At 70.3% G+C, this 16,542-nt stretch carries 13 protein-coding genes; 5 read left to right on the forward strand and 8 right to left on the reverse strand.

Going from position 1 to position 16,542, the window contains the following annotated elements:
* Positions 1-39: 39 nt before the first annotated feature.
* On the forward strand, positions 40-1,428 hold the full coding sequence (locus R3A49_08815) for a GGDEF domain-containing protein (GenBank protein MEZ5170830.1): 1,389 nt from the start codon (positions 40-42) through the stop codon (positions 1,426-1,428).
* Positions 1,425-2,708 (forward strand): sensor domain-containing diguanylate cyclase, encoded by a 1,284-nt coding sequence (locus tag R3A49_08820; protein MEZ5170831.1) that lies wholly within the window; start codon positions 1,425-1,427, stop codon positions 2,706-2,708. The genes R3A49_08815 and R3A49_08820 overlap by 4 nt, the downstream gene beginning before the upstream one ends.
* On the opposite strand, the gene ilvD is transcribed toward R3A49_08820, so the two are convergent.
* Positions 2,695-4,401: a dihydroxy-acid dehydratase gene (gene ilvD, locus R3A49_08825; GenBank protein ID MEZ5170832.1), complete on the reverse strand. Its 1,707-nt coding sequence runs from the start codon at positions 4,399-4,401 to the stop codon at positions 2,695-2,697. The two genes, R3A49_08820 and ilvD, sit on opposite strands and share 14 nt — an antisense overlap.
* A gap of 115 nt (positions 4,402-4,516) precedes the next feature.
* On the opposite strand from ilvD, the gene R3A49_08830 reads away from it, so the two are divergent.
* Positions 4,517-5,536 (forward strand): LLM class F420-dependent oxidoreductase, encoded by a 1,020-nt coding sequence (locus R3A49_08830; protein MEZ5170833.1) that lies wholly within the window; start codon positions 4,517-4,519, stop codon positions 5,534-5,536.
* Between the two features lie 50 nt (positions 5,537-5,586).
* On the opposite strand, the gene gatB is transcribed toward R3A49_08830, so the two are convergent.
* From gatB to gatC, 3 genes are read right to left on the reverse strand one after another with little or no spacing between them, the layout of a single operon-like run.
* Complete coding sequence (gatB, locus tag R3A49_08835; protein MEZ5170834.1) at positions 5,587-7,038, reverse strand: Asp-tRNA(Asn)/Glu-tRNA(Gln) amidotransferase subunit GatB; 1,452 nt, start codon at positions 7,036-7,038, stop codon at positions 5,587-5,589.
* Positions 7,035-8,489, reverse strand: coding sequence for an Asp-tRNA(Asn)/Glu-tRNA(Gln) amidotransferase subunit GatA (gene gatA / locus R3A49_08840; GenBank protein ID MEZ5170835.1), 1,455 nt, complete (start codon positions 8,487-8,489; stop codon positions 7,035-7,037). The genes gatB and gatA overlap by 4 nt, the downstream gene beginning before the upstream one ends.
* On the reverse strand, positions 8,486-8,812 hold the full coding sequence (gene gatC / locus R3A49_08845; GenBank protein MEZ5170836.1) for an Asp-tRNA(Asn)/Glu-tRNA(Gln) amidotransferase subunit GatC: 327 nt from the start codon (positions 8,810-8,812) through the stop codon (positions 8,486-8,488). Before gatC ends, gatA begins: the two co-directional genes overlap by 4 nt.
* Positions 8,813-8,966: 154 nt before the next feature.
* Here gatC and R3A49_08850 point away from each other — a divergent pair, with 154 nt between their 5' ends.
* Complete coding sequence (locus R3A49_08850; GenBank protein ID MEZ5170837.1) at positions 8,967-9,377, forward strand: hypothetical protein; 411 nt, start codon at positions 8,967-8,969, stop codon at positions 9,375-9,377.
* A 10-nt stretch (positions 9,378-9,387) separates the two neighbouring features.
* On the opposite strand, the gene R3A49_08855 is transcribed toward R3A49_08850, so the two are convergent.
* The 3 genes from R3A49_08855 to R3A49_08865 all read right to left on the reverse strand — a co-directional run bounded on the left by R3A49_08855 (position 9,388) and on the right by R3A49_08865 (position 13,555).
* Positions 9,388-10,911 (reverse strand): MFS transporter, encoded by a 1,524-nt coding sequence (locus R3A49_08855; GenBank protein MEZ5170838.1) that lies wholly within the window; start codon positions 10,909-10,911, stop codon positions 9,388-9,390.
* A gap of 63 nt (positions 10,912-10,974) precedes the next feature.
* The gene (locus R3A49_08860) at positions 10,975-11,214 is read right to left on the reverse strand and encodes a hypothetical protein (GenBank protein ID MEZ5170839.1); all 240 of its coding nucleotides are present in this window, start codon (positions 11,212-11,214) and stop codon (positions 10,975-10,977) included.
* Positions 11,215-11,695: 481 nt separating this feature from the next.
* Positions 11,696-13,555 (reverse strand): PASTA domain-containing protein, encoded by a 1,860-nt coding sequence (locus R3A49_08865; GenBank protein MEZ5170840.1) that lies wholly within the window; start codon positions 13,553-13,555, stop codon positions 11,696-11,698.
* On the opposite strand from R3A49_08865, the gene R3A49_08870 reads away from it, so the two are divergent.
* Positions 13,554-14,048, forward strand: a complete 495-nt coding sequence (locus R3A49_08870) for a hypothetical protein (GenBank protein MEZ5170841.1) — start codon at positions 13,554-13,556, stop codon at positions 14,046-14,048. The genes R3A49_08865 and R3A49_08870 overlap by 2 nt on opposite strands.
* A gap of 17 nt (positions 14,049-14,065) precedes the next feature.
* On the opposite strand, the gene R3A49_08875 is transcribed toward R3A49_08870, so the two are convergent.
* Positions 14,066-16,507 carry a hypothetical protein gene (locus R3A49_08875; GenBank protein MEZ5170842.1) on the reverse strand — a complete coding sequence of 814 codons (2,442 nt, stop codon included), beginning with the start codon at positions 16,505-16,507 and terminating at the stop codon, positions 14,066-14,068.
* Positions 16,508-16,542 lie beyond the last annotated feature (35 nt).

Consider the following 16,542-nt stretch of genomic DNA (forward strand, 5'->3'; position numbering starts at 1 on the left):
GTACATCAGCACACCCGACAGTTCGAGAACGGGGGCACGGTGCCGGACACCACGCACGCGCCCGACGGTGACCCACCCATCGCGTTGGACGTCCGGGTGACCAGCCGCGATCGCGCAGAGGCACGCGAGGTCGTGGTCGCGATGCTCAACCGCGCGATCCTCCCCACCCTCGCCATCACGGCTGTCGCGTGCGTCCTCGCCGGCGTCCTCGCTCACCTGATCCTCCCGTCCGTCGAGGCTGGTGTGGGCCTGGCGCTGATCACCGCAGCACTCCTCGTGGCGATCGTGGCTCCCGTGTCAGTCGTCGTTCTCCGTGCGGTCGTACTCCGGCGATCGATCCGCCTCCGCGCCACGACGCTGGCGCGTGAGCGGGAGATGTACCGGGCGGCGCAGAAACGTGATTTCGACACACAACTCGCCCGTGCCTTCGAGATGGCCGACTCCGAGGACGACGCCATGGCGGTGGTGAAGAACGCTCTGGAGCTCACGTTGCCCGACCGCGCCGCCGAGTTCCTGTTGGCCGACAACAGCCATGCCCACCTCACGCGGATGACGCACACGGTGTGCGACGACACAGAGGCCTCGTGCCCGGTTCAGTCGCCCGACGGCTGCGTCGCGACACGTGGAGCCCACGTCATGGGGTTCGCGAGCAGCGAGCAGTTGACGGCGTGCCCGCATCTCCGCGGGCGTCCCGAGGGGGAGATCTCGGCCACGTGCGTCCCGGTCGCCGTCATGGGTCGTACCGTCGGCGTTCTCCACTCCACGGGGCCGGCGGGTGAGGAGGTCGACGACCTGACGGTCGACCGCCTCCAGGTCCTGGCGAAGGAGGCGGGTGGACGTCTCGGTCTCCTCCGCGTGATGGCGGAGACGAGTCTCCAGGCCACGACCGACGAGCTCACCGGTCTGTTCAACCGTCGTGCGATGGAGGAGAAGCTGCGATCCCTACGCGCCGACAACCGGGACTTCGCCCTGGCGCTGTGCGAGATCGACGGTTTTGCACGGACCCGCGACGAGCAGGGCACGGCCACGAGCGAGCAGCTTCTCCGGACGTTCGCCGATGTCCTGCGCTCGACCGTTCGACCGGAGGACATCGTCGCCCGTCGGGGAAGTGAGGAGTTCCTCGTTGCCGTCCCGGACGCCGACAGCGATGACATGCTCCACGTGCTCGCACGGGTCCGTGACTCGCTCGTGACGCGGGAACAGGACGGAAGCGACAGCCGGCTTCGCATCAGCTGCGGTGTGGTCGGGCCAGGGTCCGGTGGAGACCTCAACGACCTCCTCGTTCGCGCCGAGACAGCGTTGCGGGCCGCACGGGAGCAGGGCGGTGACCGCATCGTCGTGTGGGGCGACGCCGTCGATGCCGGCAGCCTGACACTCGTCGCCGATGCGGACGCCAACTCCGACGACGCCGTCGGCGGTGCATCATGAGGCGCCGCGGCCGGTACGCCTCCGTCCTCGGCCAGTACCTGCCGTCCGTGGGCATCTTCATCGCCGTCTTCGTCGCCGTGCTGGCCGCGAACGAGACTGTGGGCGGTCCCGACGGTATCGCCCGTGCGTTGCTCGTCGCGTGCATCAGCTCCGTGATCGGCGTTGCGATCGTCGGTGTCGTGATCGTCCGGCCCTACGAGAAAGCGATGCACCGGCGACGGGCAGCGGACAAGGAACGTGAAGCCGAGTTCCGCGCCGATGCCGAGCGCCGTCAGTTCGAACGCGACCTGAACGTGGCGCTGGAGATGTCGCAGAGCGAGGAGGATGCCCTGGAGCTCACGGAGCGGGCGCTCCTCACGGCGGTACCCGACGCGAGAGCCGAGCTCCTCCTCGCTTCGCACGTCGACGGCGAGCTCCGGCGTGTGGCGGTGTCCGCCCCCGACGCTGCCTCACCGGGGTGCCCGGTCCGATCGACGGATGAATGCCCCGCCGCGCGCACCTCCCAGGCCCTCAGGTTCGGCGACGCCGCCGACATCGACGCGTGCCCCAAGCTCCGGCTGCGCGCCGACGGTCTCGACACGAGCTGCCGCTCGGCGACCTGCGTTCCCGTGTCGATCATGGGCAAGACCACGGGCGTCGTGCATGTACTCCACGGGGCCCGACTGCCCGACGACGCACGCACGGTGTCGAATCTGGAGTCGATCGCCCAGCAGGTCGGACAACGTGTCGGCATGCTCCGGATCATGGCCGAGACCCAGCTCCAGGCCTCGACCGACGGTCTCACGGGCCTCCTGAACCGTCGCAGCCTCGAGAGCAAGCTCCGGGTCCTGCGCAACGACGGGACCCCGTTCGTGTTCGCCATGGCCGACCTCGACCACTTCAAGCGACTCAACGACACACACGGTCACGACGCGGGTGACCGCGCGCTCCGCCTCTTCGCCGACGTGACGCGCTCCAGCCTCCGGCCCGTCGATCTGGCCTGCCGCTACGGCGGTGAGGAGTTCGCGATCGTGATCACCGACGCGACCGTTCGCGAGGCGGTTCGTACGCTCGAGCGACTCCGGGAACACCTGGCGTTGGCGCTGCACGAGGGCACCGTCCCACCCTTCACCGTGAGCGTGGGGGTGGCCGGGTCGCGACGCGCCGAGGACCTCGCCTCCCTCGCACGTCGGGCCGATGCCGCTCTCTACGAGGCGAAGGAACAGGGGCGCAACCGCGTCGTCGCAGCGAGCGACGCCACCGTCGACGCCGGCCGGGAGGGCGTGGTCACGGGGTCGTGATGGCGCCGTCCTGGGCACCCGACGCGAGCTTGGCGTACTTGGCCAGGAATCCGGTCGTGTAGCGGGGCTCGGGGCACTTCCAGTCGGCCCGGCGTCTCTCGAGCTCCGAGGCGTCGACCAGGAGCTCGATCGTGTGCGCCTCGGCGTCGATGACGATGCGGTCGCCATCGGCAACGAGGGCGATCGGCCCACCGTCGACGGCCTCGGGCGCCACGTGACCAACGCAGTAGCCGTGCGTTCCCCCCGAGAAGCGCCCGTCGGTGATCAACGCCGCGTCGGAGCCACGCCCGGCGCCCTTCATGGCGCCGGTGACGGCCAGCATCTCGCGCATCCCCGGCCCGCCCTTGGGGCCCTCGTAGCGGATCACGACGATGTCGCCTGCGTTGATGCTCCCGGCGAGGATCGCCTCCATCGCCAGGTCCTCGCCGTCGAAGACCCGTGCGGTGCCTTCGAAGCGGAGCTCGTCGATCCCTGCGACCTTCACGACGGCGCCCTCGGGGGCCAGAGACCCGCGCAGGACCGCGATGCCCCCCAGCACGTGGATGGGCGACGAGAGCGGGCGGATGACCTCACCGTCGGGGGCAGGAGGGTCGAGGTCGTCGAGGTTCTCCGCCACGGTGCGGCCCGTGACGGTGAGGCAGTCGCCGTGCAGCAGGCCTGCGTCGAGCAGCTCGCGCATCACGACCGGCACGCCACCGACCCGGTCGACATCGAACATGTGGTACTGGCCGTGTGGCTTCGTGTCGGCGATGTGGGGCACCCGCGAGCCGACTCGGTTGAAGTCGTCGAGCCCGAGATCGACCTGCGCCTCGCGGGCGATCGCCAACAGGTGCAACACGGCGTTGGTGGAACCACCGAGCGCCATGGTCACCGCGATGGCGTTCTCGAAAGCCTCCTTGGTGAGGATCTGCCGCGGGCGGATACCGGCCTCGAGCTGGCGGACGACGGCCTGACCCGATTGGAAGGCGGCTTCGTCGCGGCGACGGTCGACGGCCGCAGGGGTGGCCGATCCCGGAAGGCTCATACCGAGCGCTTCGGCCACCGACGCCATGGTGTTGGCCGTGAACATCCCGGCGCAGGCACCCTCGCCGGGGCAGGCGTTGCGCTCGATCTGGTCGAGCTCGGACTGGTCGATCGTCCCGGCGGCGCAGGCACCGACGGCTTCGAACACACTGACGATGTCGAGGGTCTCATCGCCCAGGTGGCCGGGAAGTATCGATCCGCCGTAGAGGAAGGTGGAGGGCACATTGCACCGGGCTGCCGCCATGAGCATCCCCGGGAGGCTCTTGTCGCACCCGGCGAACGTGACGAGGGCGTCGAACCGTTCGGCGTGCATCATGCACTCGACAGAGTCGGCGATGATCTCGCGGCTCACGAGCGATCCCCGCATGCCCTCGTGGCCCATCGAGATGGCGTCGGACACGGCGATGGTGACGAACTCGATCGGAAACGCGCCGGCGGCACGGATCCCGTCCTTGGCCCGCTTGGCCAGCCGGTCGAGCGGCAGGTTGCAGGGCGTGACCTCGTTCCACGACGACGCCACGGCGACCTGGGCCCTGGGGAAGTCGTCGTCGGTCATGCCGACGGCGCGCAGCATGGCCCGTGCCGGCGCCCGTTCCATGCCGTCGGTGACCTCGAAGCTGTGAATCTTCGTGCCGTGATCGTTGGTCGGAGTCGTGTCGTCGTTGGCCATGCGCTCAGCGTACCGTCAGGCCCTCCGCCGGGTTGGTGCAGTCGTGTGGCCTATGCGAACGTGAGCGCACCAACCCAACCAGGGGCGGGCTCACCACGATGGAAGGCTGTACACGATGAAGGTCGACTCGGCGTTGGTGAACGACCTCGGCGACGTGGCCGACAACGCCCGGGACCTGGAGGCACTGGGCTACGACGGGCTCTTCACCTTCGAGGGGCCTCACGACCCGTTCTTCCCGCTCCTGCGGGCCGCCGAGCACACCGAACGACTCGAGCTCACCACCGCCATCGCCGTCGCCTTCGCGCGCAACCCGATGATCCTCGCCAACATCGGCTACGACCTGCACGCCGCATCGAAGGGACGGTTCGTCCTCGGGCTCGGCTCACAGATCAAGCCGCACATCGAGAAGCGCTTCTCCATGCCGTGGTCGAAGCCCGCGGCCCGGATGCGCGAGATGGTTCTCGCCCTGCGGGCGATCTGGGACTGCTGGCAGAACGGTGCCGACCTCGACTTCCGCGGCGAGTTCTACACCCACACGCTCATGACGCCGTTCTTCGACCCGGGGCCCAACTCGTTCGGAACGCCGAAGGTCGTCATCGCCGGGGTCGGACCCGTGATGACCCGGGTCGCCGGTGAGGTGGCCGACGGCTTTCTCGTCCACCCGTTCAGCACGGCGAGGTTCCTTCGCGAAACGACGATGCCCGCCCTCGAGCAGGGCTTCGCGCTCAGCGGTCGGAAGCGCGAGGATTTCGAGATCTCGTGGCCGCTCTTCGTCGTGTCGGGCGACACCGACGAGCAGCGCGAGGCCGCGGCGCGTGGTGCGCGGCAGCAGATGGCCTTCTACGCCTCCACGCCCGCCTACCGGTCTGTCCTCGAGACCCACGGGTGGGGTGATCTCCAGGGCGAGCTCAACATCATGTCGAAGCAGGGCCGATGGGAGGAGATGGGCGAGTTGGTCGACGACGATCTGCTCGACGCCGTCGCCGTCACCGGCGCGCCCGAGGAACTACCGGCGTTGATCGACGACCGCTATGGCGACATCGTCGACCGGATCGCCATCCACCCTCCCGGTGGGGTGGGACGTGACCGTTGGCAGGCGATCCTGGCGGACTTCAAGGCCCGCGGCGACGGGTAGGGCCTCACGTACCCTGCGGCCCCCGAGACGAAGCAGACGAAGGTCCGGCCTCAGGAAAGGCGTTCGTCCAGGAGTTGGTTGAGGAGCCGGGGATTCCCCTGGCCCTTCGTGGCCTTCATGGCCTGACCCATGAAGAAACCGCGGAGCTTCTTCCTCGTCGTGTCGTCGCCCTCGCGATAGCGCGCCACCTCGTCGGGGTTGTCGGCGATGAGACCGTCGACAACCGACGCCAGCTCGCCCTCGTCGCTCACCTGGGCGAGTCCCCGCTCCTCCACGATGTCACCGGGACGCCTCCCGTCGGTGAGCGCCTCACCGAGAACGTCCTGGGCGAGCTTGCGCGACAGCGTGCCGTTCGCAACCAGGCCCACGAGCTCCGCCAGACCGTCGGGTGCCAGGGGCAGGACCTCGGCCGACAGCCCGGTCTCGTTGAGATGTGCCAGCACGCCACCCGTGGCCCAGTTCACCACGTCGCGCGCATCGCCGCCGTCGAGCGCGTCGACCGCCCGTTCGGCGTAGTCGGCCAGGGCCGGATCTCCGACGAGTACCCGGGCGTCGTGGTCGGCGATCCCCCACTCATCGACGAAGCGCTGTCGCCGAGCGGCGGGGAGCTCCGGCATCGTCGCGCGGACGGACTTTCGCATGTCGTCGGTGGGAGCCACCGGGACGAGGTCGGGCTCGGGGAAGTAGCGGTAGTCGAACGCCTCCTCCTTCGAGCGCATGCCGTGCGTGCGACCGTCGTCCTCGTTCCAGTGGCGGGTCTCCTGTACGACGCGCTCGCCGGCGTCGAGGATCTCCGACTGGCGATGGATCTCGAAGTCGATCGCCCGCGTCAGCGACCGCAGCGAGTTCATGTTCTTCACCTCGACCTTGGTGCCGAGCTCCGAGGTGCCCGAGGGCCGGACGGAGACGTTGGCGTCGATGCGCATCGAGCCCTCCTCCATCTTCACGTCCGAGACGTGGATCGCCGTGAGGACGGCGCGCAGCTCCTCGGCGTAACCGCGTGCCTGCTCGGCACTGCGGATGTCGGGACGGCTCACGATCTCGAGGAGGGGAACACCGGCGCGGTTGTAGTCGACCAGTGAGTGCCGGGCGTCGTGGATGCGGCCTCCACCACCCACGTGGGTGGTCTTGCCGGTGTCCTCCTCGATGTGCGCACGCTCGATGCCGATCCGCTGCCCGTCGACCTCGAGGTGACCGTCGACACAGATCGGGTCGTCGTACTGGCTGATCTGGAAGTCCTTGGGCATGTCGGGGTAGAAGTAGTTCTTCCGGGCGAAGATCGACTCCTCGGGCACGGTGAAGCCCATCGCCTCACCCACGCGCAACGCGTACTCCACCACCGCCTCGTTGAGAACCGGCAGCGAGCCGGGCAGCCCCAGGCACACGGGACAGACGTGGGTGTTGGCCTCGGCGCCGAACTCGTTGGGGCACCCGCAGAAGAGCTTCGTAACAGTCGACAGCTCGACATGGACCTCGAGGCCGATGACGGCTTCGTACGTCACGTCGCCACCCCGTCGCCGGTGTCGGGAGCCGCCTGCTCGATGGCCCGGGCGGCCCGGAACATCACGGGTTCGCCGAGAGCTGGTGCGAGGACCTGCACGCCGATCGGGAGCCCTTCTGCGTCGGTACCGAAGGGCACACTCATCGCGGGGTCTCCGGACAGGTTGGACGCCACGGTGCACACGTCGCTCAGGTACATCGACAGGGGATCGTCGACCCGCTCCCCCTGCGCGAACGCCGTCGTGGGCGAGGTGGGCGACAGCAGCACGTCGTGGTCGGTGTAGGCCTCCCGGAACTCACGGATCACGAGCGTGCGCACGCGCTGTGCCCGTCCGTAGTAGGCGTCGTAGTAGCCCGCCGACAGGGCGTAGGTGCCGAGCATGATCCGCCGTTTCACCTCGGCGCCGAATCCCGCGGCGCGGGTCTTCCGGTTCATCTCCTCGACCTCGTCGGCGTCGACGCGCAGCCCGTAGCGGACACCGTCGAAACGCGCGAGGTTGCTCGACGCCTCTGCGGGAGCCAGGAGGTAGTAGGCCGACAGCGCGTACTCGGCGCTCGGTACCGACACCTCGTCGACGTGCGCACCCGCTGCCTCGAGCGCCGCGGCGGCGTTGGTGGTGGCGGTGGACACCTCGGGAGCGACACCCTCCACCCCGGTCAGCTCACGGATCAACCCGACCCGAAGTCCCGCGACGCCGTCCTCCAACCCGGCGGTGATGTCGGGCGCGTCCTCGCGGATCGACGTCGAATCGGCGGGGTCGTGACCCGCCACGACCTCGAGGCCCACGGCGGCGTCGCGCACGCCGGCACCGAAGGGCCCGATCTGGTCGAGACTGCTGGCGAACGCCACGAGTCCGTAGCGTGAGACCGCACCGTAGGTGGGTTTCACGCCGACGACGCCGCAGAAGGCGGCCGGCTGGCGGATCGAGCCGCCGGTGTCGGACCCGAAGGCCAGCGGGACGAGGTCGGCGCCCACCGCCGCCGCGCTTCCGCCGCTCGACCCGCCCGGAACACGGTCGGGGTCGTGCGGATTGCGTGTGGCGCCGAACGCCGAGTTCTCCGTGGAGCTCCCCATGGCGAACTCGTCGAGGTTCGTCTTGCCGACGATGACCGCGCCCGCACCCAGGAGACGCCGCACCGCGGTGGCCGAGTACGGAGGGCGCCACCCGTCGAGGATCCTCGAGCCACACGTCGTCGGGACACCTGCCGTGCAGAAGTTGTCCTTGACCGCGACGGGGACACCGGCGAGCGGGCCGGGATCGTCGCCCGAGCGCACGGTCTCGTCGATGCCGTCGGCCGTGCGGCGCGCCTCGTCGGCGGCCACGTGAAGGAAGGCCGAGAGCTCACCGTCGCGGTCCTCGATGGCGCCCAGCGCCTCCTCGGTGACCTCCCGTGCGCTCCGGGCCCCCGATCGGATCCGGGCCGCCAGATCCTCCACCCCGCCGGTGCTCACGGGGCCTCGTCGCCGACGGGGGGCTCGTCCCCGAGGATCCTGGGAACACGGAAGCGCCCGTCATCGGCGTCAGGGGCCTCGGCGAGAACCGCGTCGCGATCGAGGCTCGCCCTCACCGTGTCGGGGCGTAGCACGTTGCGCAACAGGATCGGATGGGTACTCGGTGGAACACCGTCGGTCGGCAGTGCCGAGACCCGCGCCGCGTGCTCGAGGATGCCCGAGAGCTGCTCCGCGAACAGCGCCACCTCGTCGTCGGTGAGGGCCAGGCGCGCCAGGCGGGCCACGTGCTCGACGTCCTTGCGGGAGATTTGCTCGCCGGACATGGCCGGATCGTACCGGCGGCGCGAAGGGGCGTCCGACCCGGCGTGCCATGCCGGAGTCGCCCGCAGCGTCGCGGCGTATGATGCGAGCGGTCGGGGACCGACTGTCACGTCCCGGCCTCGGCGACGCTCGACTCAGAGGGGACACGCACCACGAATGCCGACGCACCCGTTTCTGTCGGACGACTGGTTCGACGCCGTCCACGAGATCCTCACCGACCACGCCACCGCCGGGCACACGGGCCCGGCCTCCGATGTCGTCATGAACCTCACGGTCACCGAGACGCCGTTCGACCAGGTTCGTGAACTCCATGTCGGCTCCCGCGACGGCACTCCCCTCTGGGGACGTGAGCACGACGCAGAAGCCGACCTGTCGATCACCGTCGACTACGTGACGGCCAAGGACGTGTTCGTGTCCGGCGACGGTCAGGCAGCACTCGCCGCGTTCATGGCGGGGAAGGTCACCGTGCAGGGCGACCTCACCAAGCTGATGTTCGTCGTCCAGGACAATGAGACGGGTCCGCGCGCACGCGGGATCGCCGAGACTCTCCAGGCCATCACCGAGTAGGACGCCGGGCTCAGCCGGGCGCTTCGCCCGCCACGATCTCGCGGGTCCGGTCGGCCGACCGCACGAACCCCGCGGCCACGACGGCCACGGCGGCCACGGCCCCGCCGACCAGATAGGCGCGCGCGAACGACCCCGGCTCATCGCCTCCCCCCTGCACCGTGGCTGCCACCTGGATCCCCGCCACCAGCCCGAGCAGCCCGACCATCTGCTGCGCTGCTCCCGCGACACCCTGGCGGGACAGGTCGACGGTGTTGGCGACCGAGCTGATGAGGCTCGGGGAGGCGATCCCGAGCCCGAGACCCGACGCCGTGAGGCCGACCACGACGAGCCACACCGACTCCAGGCCGGCTCCGGCCGCCAGCACGACCATCGACAGGGCGATGCACAGCGCGCCGGTCACAGCCGCCGCCCGCTCGCCGACCTTCACCGCCACATACCCGGCGGGCGGCGCCGACAGGCTGTACGACAACGGCCGGCTCAGCATCACGAGACCCGTCACCGTCAACGTGTAACCGAAGACACCCTCGAGCAGCAACGGCGTCACGATGAACCCACCCATGTAGGCGAACTGGTTGGCGCTCTGTGCGATGAGGGGAGCTGTGAAGTTCCGGCGACCGAAGAAGTCGAGGGGCAGGATCGGGTCGTCGGCTCGCGACTCGACGCGCACGAACAGGTAGGCGAACAGCGGTGCCAGGAGGAAGAGGCTGACCGTCAGCGGCGAGCCCCATCCGACGGCACGGGCGACGTTCAGCGCCAGCAGCGGCGGAACGGCTGTCGCGGCGAGCAGCAGCGCGCCCCGCACGTCGATCGTGACATCGTCCCGTTTCGGGGTCTCCCGGAGAACCACCGAGGAGATGACCCAGGCCAGAGCGAGCAGGGGCAGTTGGGCAAGAAAGATGACCCGCCACCCCACGGCCTCGATGAGCGGGCCGCCCACGACGATCCCCACGACCGGGGCACCGGCACCGACCAGCGCCCACCACCCCATGGCCCGTACGCGGTCCTCCGGTGTGAAGGCGTGCATGATGAGCGCCATCGAGCTCGGGCCCGTCGCAGCCCCCTCGAATCCACCGACGATACGCAAGGCGATGAGCGACGCCGCGCTCCAGGCGAACGCGGTGAGGCCGGTGAACACCATGAAGAGACCGAGGCCCCACAGGTACACCTGACGGTGGCCACTCCGGTCACCCAACCGCCCGAGCAGCGGCATCCCGAGGGCATGGGCGAGAAACGGTCCGGTGACCACCCACGTCAGCGTGGTGTCGCTCGACCCCAGGTCGTCGGCGATCTCGGGTATGGCCACGGCCAGCACGGTGATCGTGAAGCCGGTTGCGAAGACGCCCGTGAGCACGGAGCACAGGACCCACCAGCGGTAGTGGTCGGAGCGTGCAACGCGTCGGTGAGCCCGCTCACGCCAGAGCGTCGTCCAGGCGACGCCGGGAACCTCCTCGGTTCCGGGGAACTCCCCGAGTAGTGGCGCGTCGGGGCCGATGTCGTCGTGGGGAGTGGCGTCGCGTGTCGGAGGCTTCGTCATGGGCGACCCGGGTGCCGCGACCCGGTCGGGTCGCAGTCACGTCGGGTGCGCTCGAGCCTATGGTCAGACGCGGTCGTCGACTCCGGTGGTGGTCGTGGCCGGGTCGGTGAGGTCGATCTCGGCGGGGTGACCGAGCAGTCCCGCGAAGTCGCGCTCGGAGCTCTGCGAGCGACGCCAGGCGAGTGCCTCCGCGTTCCAGGCCCGGGCCGGCCCGGGCCGTGAGGCGGGGCGTCCGTAGCCGTTGCCGGGACGGTTGACGGCCGGTGCCGTCGTGGCCCCCGTCGAGGGTCGGCGCACGATCATGGCCGCTCCCCCCGTGTGGTCGTTCCCCCGATGTCGTGTGCTCGGTGTGTCATGTCCCCGGTCCGGCCGGTGTGCAGTTCCACGTCTGTCCCTTTGTGACCACTATCTGCGCTATCACCCGTGTGGCCCGACCGTCCTCCGTGTCGACTATGTCTTTCCATGGGCGGTGACCAGATCAGTGATTTCGCCAGAAGGTCAGGGAAACATTGACCTCTGGGAAGGTCAACCCTATGGACTGATAGCCCGATCGGGCTATGAGTCGGGCGCCGCGGGCGGGAGATCCCCCACGGAACAAGGCCGGGCGCACTCGCCACTGTGCGCGCGAGAAGTGCGGGGACGCCGAAACTTTTTTTCGCAGCCTCCGAAAGCCCGCGGTCAAAGAGGGACCCTTCGGACGAAGCTCCGGGCTAGCCCCCCCGGCGACACCCGTGCTATTTCGCTTTGCCTCGTCTCGGGTTCCCTTTGCCTCGCCTCGGGCTCGTCAGAACGAGATCGTGACGACGGTGCCGCGCTTCACCTCGGTGTCGGCTGCCTCACTCTGGGTCGCCACGGCGGCGCCGGGCGTGAAGTTCGACGTGTCCACCTCGAAGCCGAGGCCCTTGTCCTCGAGGGCGGCCGTGGCGGCGTCGATCCCCAACCCGACGACCGACGGGACGACCACGAGGTCGGGGCCCTTGCTGACCTGGACGGTGACCGTGTCGCCCCGCCGCGCCTGCTCGCCGGCCCCGGGACTCGTGGAGATCACCGATCCCTCGGCCACGTCATCGCTGAACTCGTCTGTGCGCGCCACCTCGAGGCCCAGGTCGGCCAGCTGCGCCGCGGCGTCGTCGAACGTCGCTCCCGACAGCGCCGGGATCGTCCGTAGCGGAGGCCCGTCACTGATGAGGATGTTGATCGTCGACCCACCGGCGATCTCCTCACCGGCGGCCGGGTCCTGGCTGATGACCGTGTCGAAGGGAACGGTCTCGGAGGGCTCTCGCGACTGCTCGCCCACGATGAAACCGGCGTCCTCGATCTCACGGACCGCGTCGGCGACGGCGAGCCCCTCGAGGGTCGGGACGGCCACGGGTGGTGGGCCGGCCGACACCACGAGGTCGACGGTCCCGTCCTCGTTCATGAACGCCCCGGCCACCGGCCTCTGCTCCAGGACCGTGCCGGCGGGCTCGGCGGCCTCCACCTCCTCCACGACGTCGAGCGACAGTCCCGTCTCGTCGGCGACCTGTTCGGCTGCGTCGGTGCTCAACCCGACGAGCTGGGGTGCCGGCACCGTCGACGCCGGGCTCTGCACCAGCGCGAACGCCGCTGCGGCCAGGGCCATGAGGATCACGGCCGCGACGATCCACGGGGCGACACGCCGCCCGGTGGACGTGGTGACGGCCGGCTCGGGCCCGATGGGCTCCGCATCGGCGTCCTGGTCGAAGACCTCGTGTGAGGTCTCGGCCCGCATCTGGGTCGGGTTGGCGTCGGTGGCGACCTCGCCCGCGCCCACGAGCGTGAGCGCCGCCGGCGGTGGGAGCTGCTCGGAGGCGGCCTCGAGGGCGTCGCGCATCGTCCGGGCGTCCGGGTAGCGCTCGTCGGGGTCGGCGCGCCCGGCCCTCTCGACGACCGCTGCGAGCGGTCCCATCTCCTCGGGGGCGACGACCGAGCGCTGTGCCCGCCCGGCGAGTGTTCCGATGGGCGTGTCCGCGACGCCGGGCACGCGCCCCGTGACCGCCTCGATCAGCACGAGCGACAGTGCGTAGAGGTCGGCGCGTCCGTCGAGTGGTGTTCCGAGACCCTGCTCGGGCGCGGCGTAGCGCGCCGTCCCCAGCACGGCCCCGGCCGGCTCCGTCCAGCTCGCCTCGGCGAGAGCCCGGGCGAGGCCGAAGTCGGCGACGCGCACGATGCCGTGCTCGTCGAAGAGGAGGTTGGCGGGCTTGATGTCGCGGTGCACGAGACCGCGTTGTTGCGCGTGCTCGAGTGCGGCCCCGACCTCACGCCCGACATGGGCCGCCTGTGCGGGCGACAGGTGCACGCCGGCGTCGAGCATGCTGCGGAGGCTTCCGCCGGCGAGGTACTCGAGGACCATGAACGGCAGTCCGTCCTGGCCCCAGTCGTAGACCGCCATGATGTTGGGATGGTGCAGCGAGGCCGCCAGTTGCGCCTCGGCCCGGAACCGGCGGAGGAAGCCGGCGTCCTCGGCGAGGGCGGCGTGCAGCACCTTGACGGCCACGCGGCGGCGCAGCCGGATGTCGTCGGCGAGGTACACCCGACCGCCACCGCCGGTCCCGATGGGGACGCGCAACCGGTACCGGTCGGTGAGAACCGTCCCGACCAGGTCGGAGACTCCACTCACGGTCATGGCTGACCCCACGGTACCGGCCCCGTTGGCCGGGACCGCGGCACCGGCGGGTACCGTCGGCGCCGTGGCGCAGTCCGGGGCACGACGGAATCCGTGGCGGGTGGTGATCGTCGTGGCGGGCCTGCTCGTGGCCGTGAACCTGATCGTCTGGGCGGGTCTGTCCGCCGACCAGGGCGACGAGGGCCAGCCGTTGCCGGAGGCGATCGAGGCGATCGTGCCGGTGGAGGGCGGGCTCACGAGCTCCAACAGCAGCGTGGAGGTCGACCTGCGCGACGACACGACCGGCGTGCTCGCCATAGACGGCTCGGAGATCCCCGAGGATCAGCTCATGATCACCGCCGACCTCCAGATCATCGAGTTCCGCCCCGGCGAGGACAAGGAGATCTCGCGCTTCGAGCCCGGGCGCCACACAGCGACGGTCGTGTACTGGCCGCGAACGGGAAGCCGGGCCGACTCCGAGTCGTTCAGCTGGGACTTCCGCGTGGGCGGCTGACGCCGCCGCCGGGTCGCTCAGGCGCCGAAACCCCTCCGGGCCCGCACGCTGCCGACCAGCACCACACCGCCGGCGAGCAACGCCAGGCCGAGCGGCACCAGCCATCCGCCGAGCCAGCCCGTGAACGGCAACGTGTCACCGCCGGTGTTGGACGCCTGCTCACCACCCACGTCGGTGGGCACGGTCGTCGGCGGTGAGTCGGGCGGCGGATCCCCGGGTGGCGGATCCCCGGGCGGTGGCTCCGGTGGGTCGACGGGGGGCTCGGGTGGGTCGACGGGCGGTTCGGGCGGGTCGACGGGAGGCTCCTGCACCGGGAGAACCGTCGCGAGCCAGAGGTCGAACTCCGTCATGGGCGGCCCCGCGAGGAACGACAGGTGCGGCCCGAGGAGGCCTTCGAGCACACCGAGCCCGGAGGGATCGATCTGGAACGCGCCGTGACCGTCGGTCGGTCGGTCGGGCCGTGGCGCGGGAAGCCACGGGATGGCGTACTGCTGGAGGCCGTAGAGAGGAAGCCCTGCCAGCGAGACCAGCCGCTCGCTGGCGAAGTTCGGGACCGTCGTGTCGCCGTGCGCGTACACGAGACCGACCGGCTGCTGCCTGTCGGCGAGGCGGTGGGCGACGTTCGTGGCGTCGCCGGCGTCGACGAGCTGCTGGGCCAGTGCGACGAGGACCGCCGAGTCCCCGGGCGACGCGTTGGAGGCGACGATTCCCCCGAAGGCCTGGTCCTTCTTGGTCCAGTAGGTCGACTCGTTGAGGATGTGCGTGATGCCGACGCCCGCGACCTGCAGGAAGGCGGCGTCGATCTCGGGTTGCATGGCGACGAACGAGGTGCCGAGGACACCGCCGAGCGACGTGCCCTCGTAGATGATCCGGTCGAGGTCGAGATCGGGCGTTCCGTCTCCGTTCGGCCCCAGAAGGTCGAACGGGGCGACGTCGAGATCTGTCAGCTCGGTCCGGACGGCCCGCAGAAGGGAAGCCTGGTCGATCGTCGACTGGATCGGGATCGACGTCGCGCGCCCCATGTCCCCGGGGTTGAGCATGTCGAAGATCTGCGCGTTGTTGGGATCGTCGGGGACCACACGGTCGCCGTGGTTCACATGGTCGATGGCGATCGTGGCGACACCACGCGGTCCGTTGGCGAGCACGGCGGCGAGGTAGGTCTCCTTGAAGAAGCCGAGGCCGTGGCCGTAGAGCGCGACCGGGACCGACGATCCGGCAGGGACGCGGGGGAGCGCGAGGAGGAAGGGGACCTCGAGCGGCGTTCCCTGGTCGCCGGGCTGGTAGTGGATCTCGCCGTTGGCGTCGCGGAAGTCGCTGATGGTGACGGTCCCGCTCACGATCGAATCGACACCCGGGAGGAGGATGTTCCAGTCGACCGAGTTGATGGTGACGTCGTGGACCTGCGTCCCCACCGTGGCGACCATGGCGTCGAGATCGCCGACCGCATCGGCCTCGGAACGGATCGTGAAGTCGGTGACCGACAGGATGTCGTCGCGCGTGAACTCGGCGTCGACGGGGCCGAGCAGGCCGTCGAAGCGGTCGCCGAGAGGTGTTCCGGTTCCCCCGAGCGCCTCGTCGACACCGGGCGTGCGGATGAACGGGTCGGCGGCGGAGGGAAGCGCGGTGGTGAGAGCGGCGACGTAGTGGTGGCCGAACTCGAAACGCGTGCGCGGCCACGCGCGGATGATCGTGTCGGGTGCGCCACGCTTCGCCGCGTCGGGGTCGAGGTCGACGATCACCGGGACGCGCTCGCCGGTGCCCAGGTCGTAGATCACGAGGGCGTTCCCACCGTCGGCAGGGACGCCGGCGGGGTCGATCGGCTGGTCGGTCTCGAACAGCACGGGGCTGAGTGCCGGAAAGCCGTCGGCGCCGTTCATGATCGCGGAGGGCGTCATGGTGGCGGGATACTCCGCCACCGTGGCCGGGTCGATGAGCGAGTCGGGGATGTCGAGCACGCCGGCGGCCGTGCGGAAGAGGTCGCTCGGCCACGGGACGGCGCACGACGGGCCACCCGGTACGGACGGGTCGCCGGCACCCAGCGGGTTGCAGGCGAGACCGTCGAGTGCGGCCACGACCAGGCGGTCAGGTTGCCCCGTGTCGGCTTCGACGGGGCCGCCGGATGCCCCGAGCGGTCCGGGGTCCTCGGAGCCCGGCGCGACGAGCGCTCCGGCACCGGTGGCGCCGGCCCCGGGAGGCTGTGCGCGTCGCTCGGCAACGTACTGCTCGAGACGGTCGAGGAGTGTCTGCCACCACGCCGGTACCCCGCGGGGTCCGGTGCCGGGGGCCGCGGGCTCCGCCGACGGGTCGGGCTGCGCGGGATCCTCGGTGGGCCCGCCGGCCGGATCGTCGCCGCCCGGGCCCAGGTCGGGTGGCGTCTCCGTGTCGGCAGGCGGCGTGAGCGGCGAGCACGCTGCCGCCACGAGCAGTACTGCGGAGAGCCCCACGAGGATCCGACGCATTGCCCTGTGCTCCCCTCGTCGGTGTCCAGGCCCCA

It is taken from the genome of Acidimicrobiia bacterium (assembly GCA_041394025.1).
Lineage (GTDB): Bacteria > Actinomycetota > Acidimicrobiia > IMCC26256 > JAOSJL01 > JAOSJL01.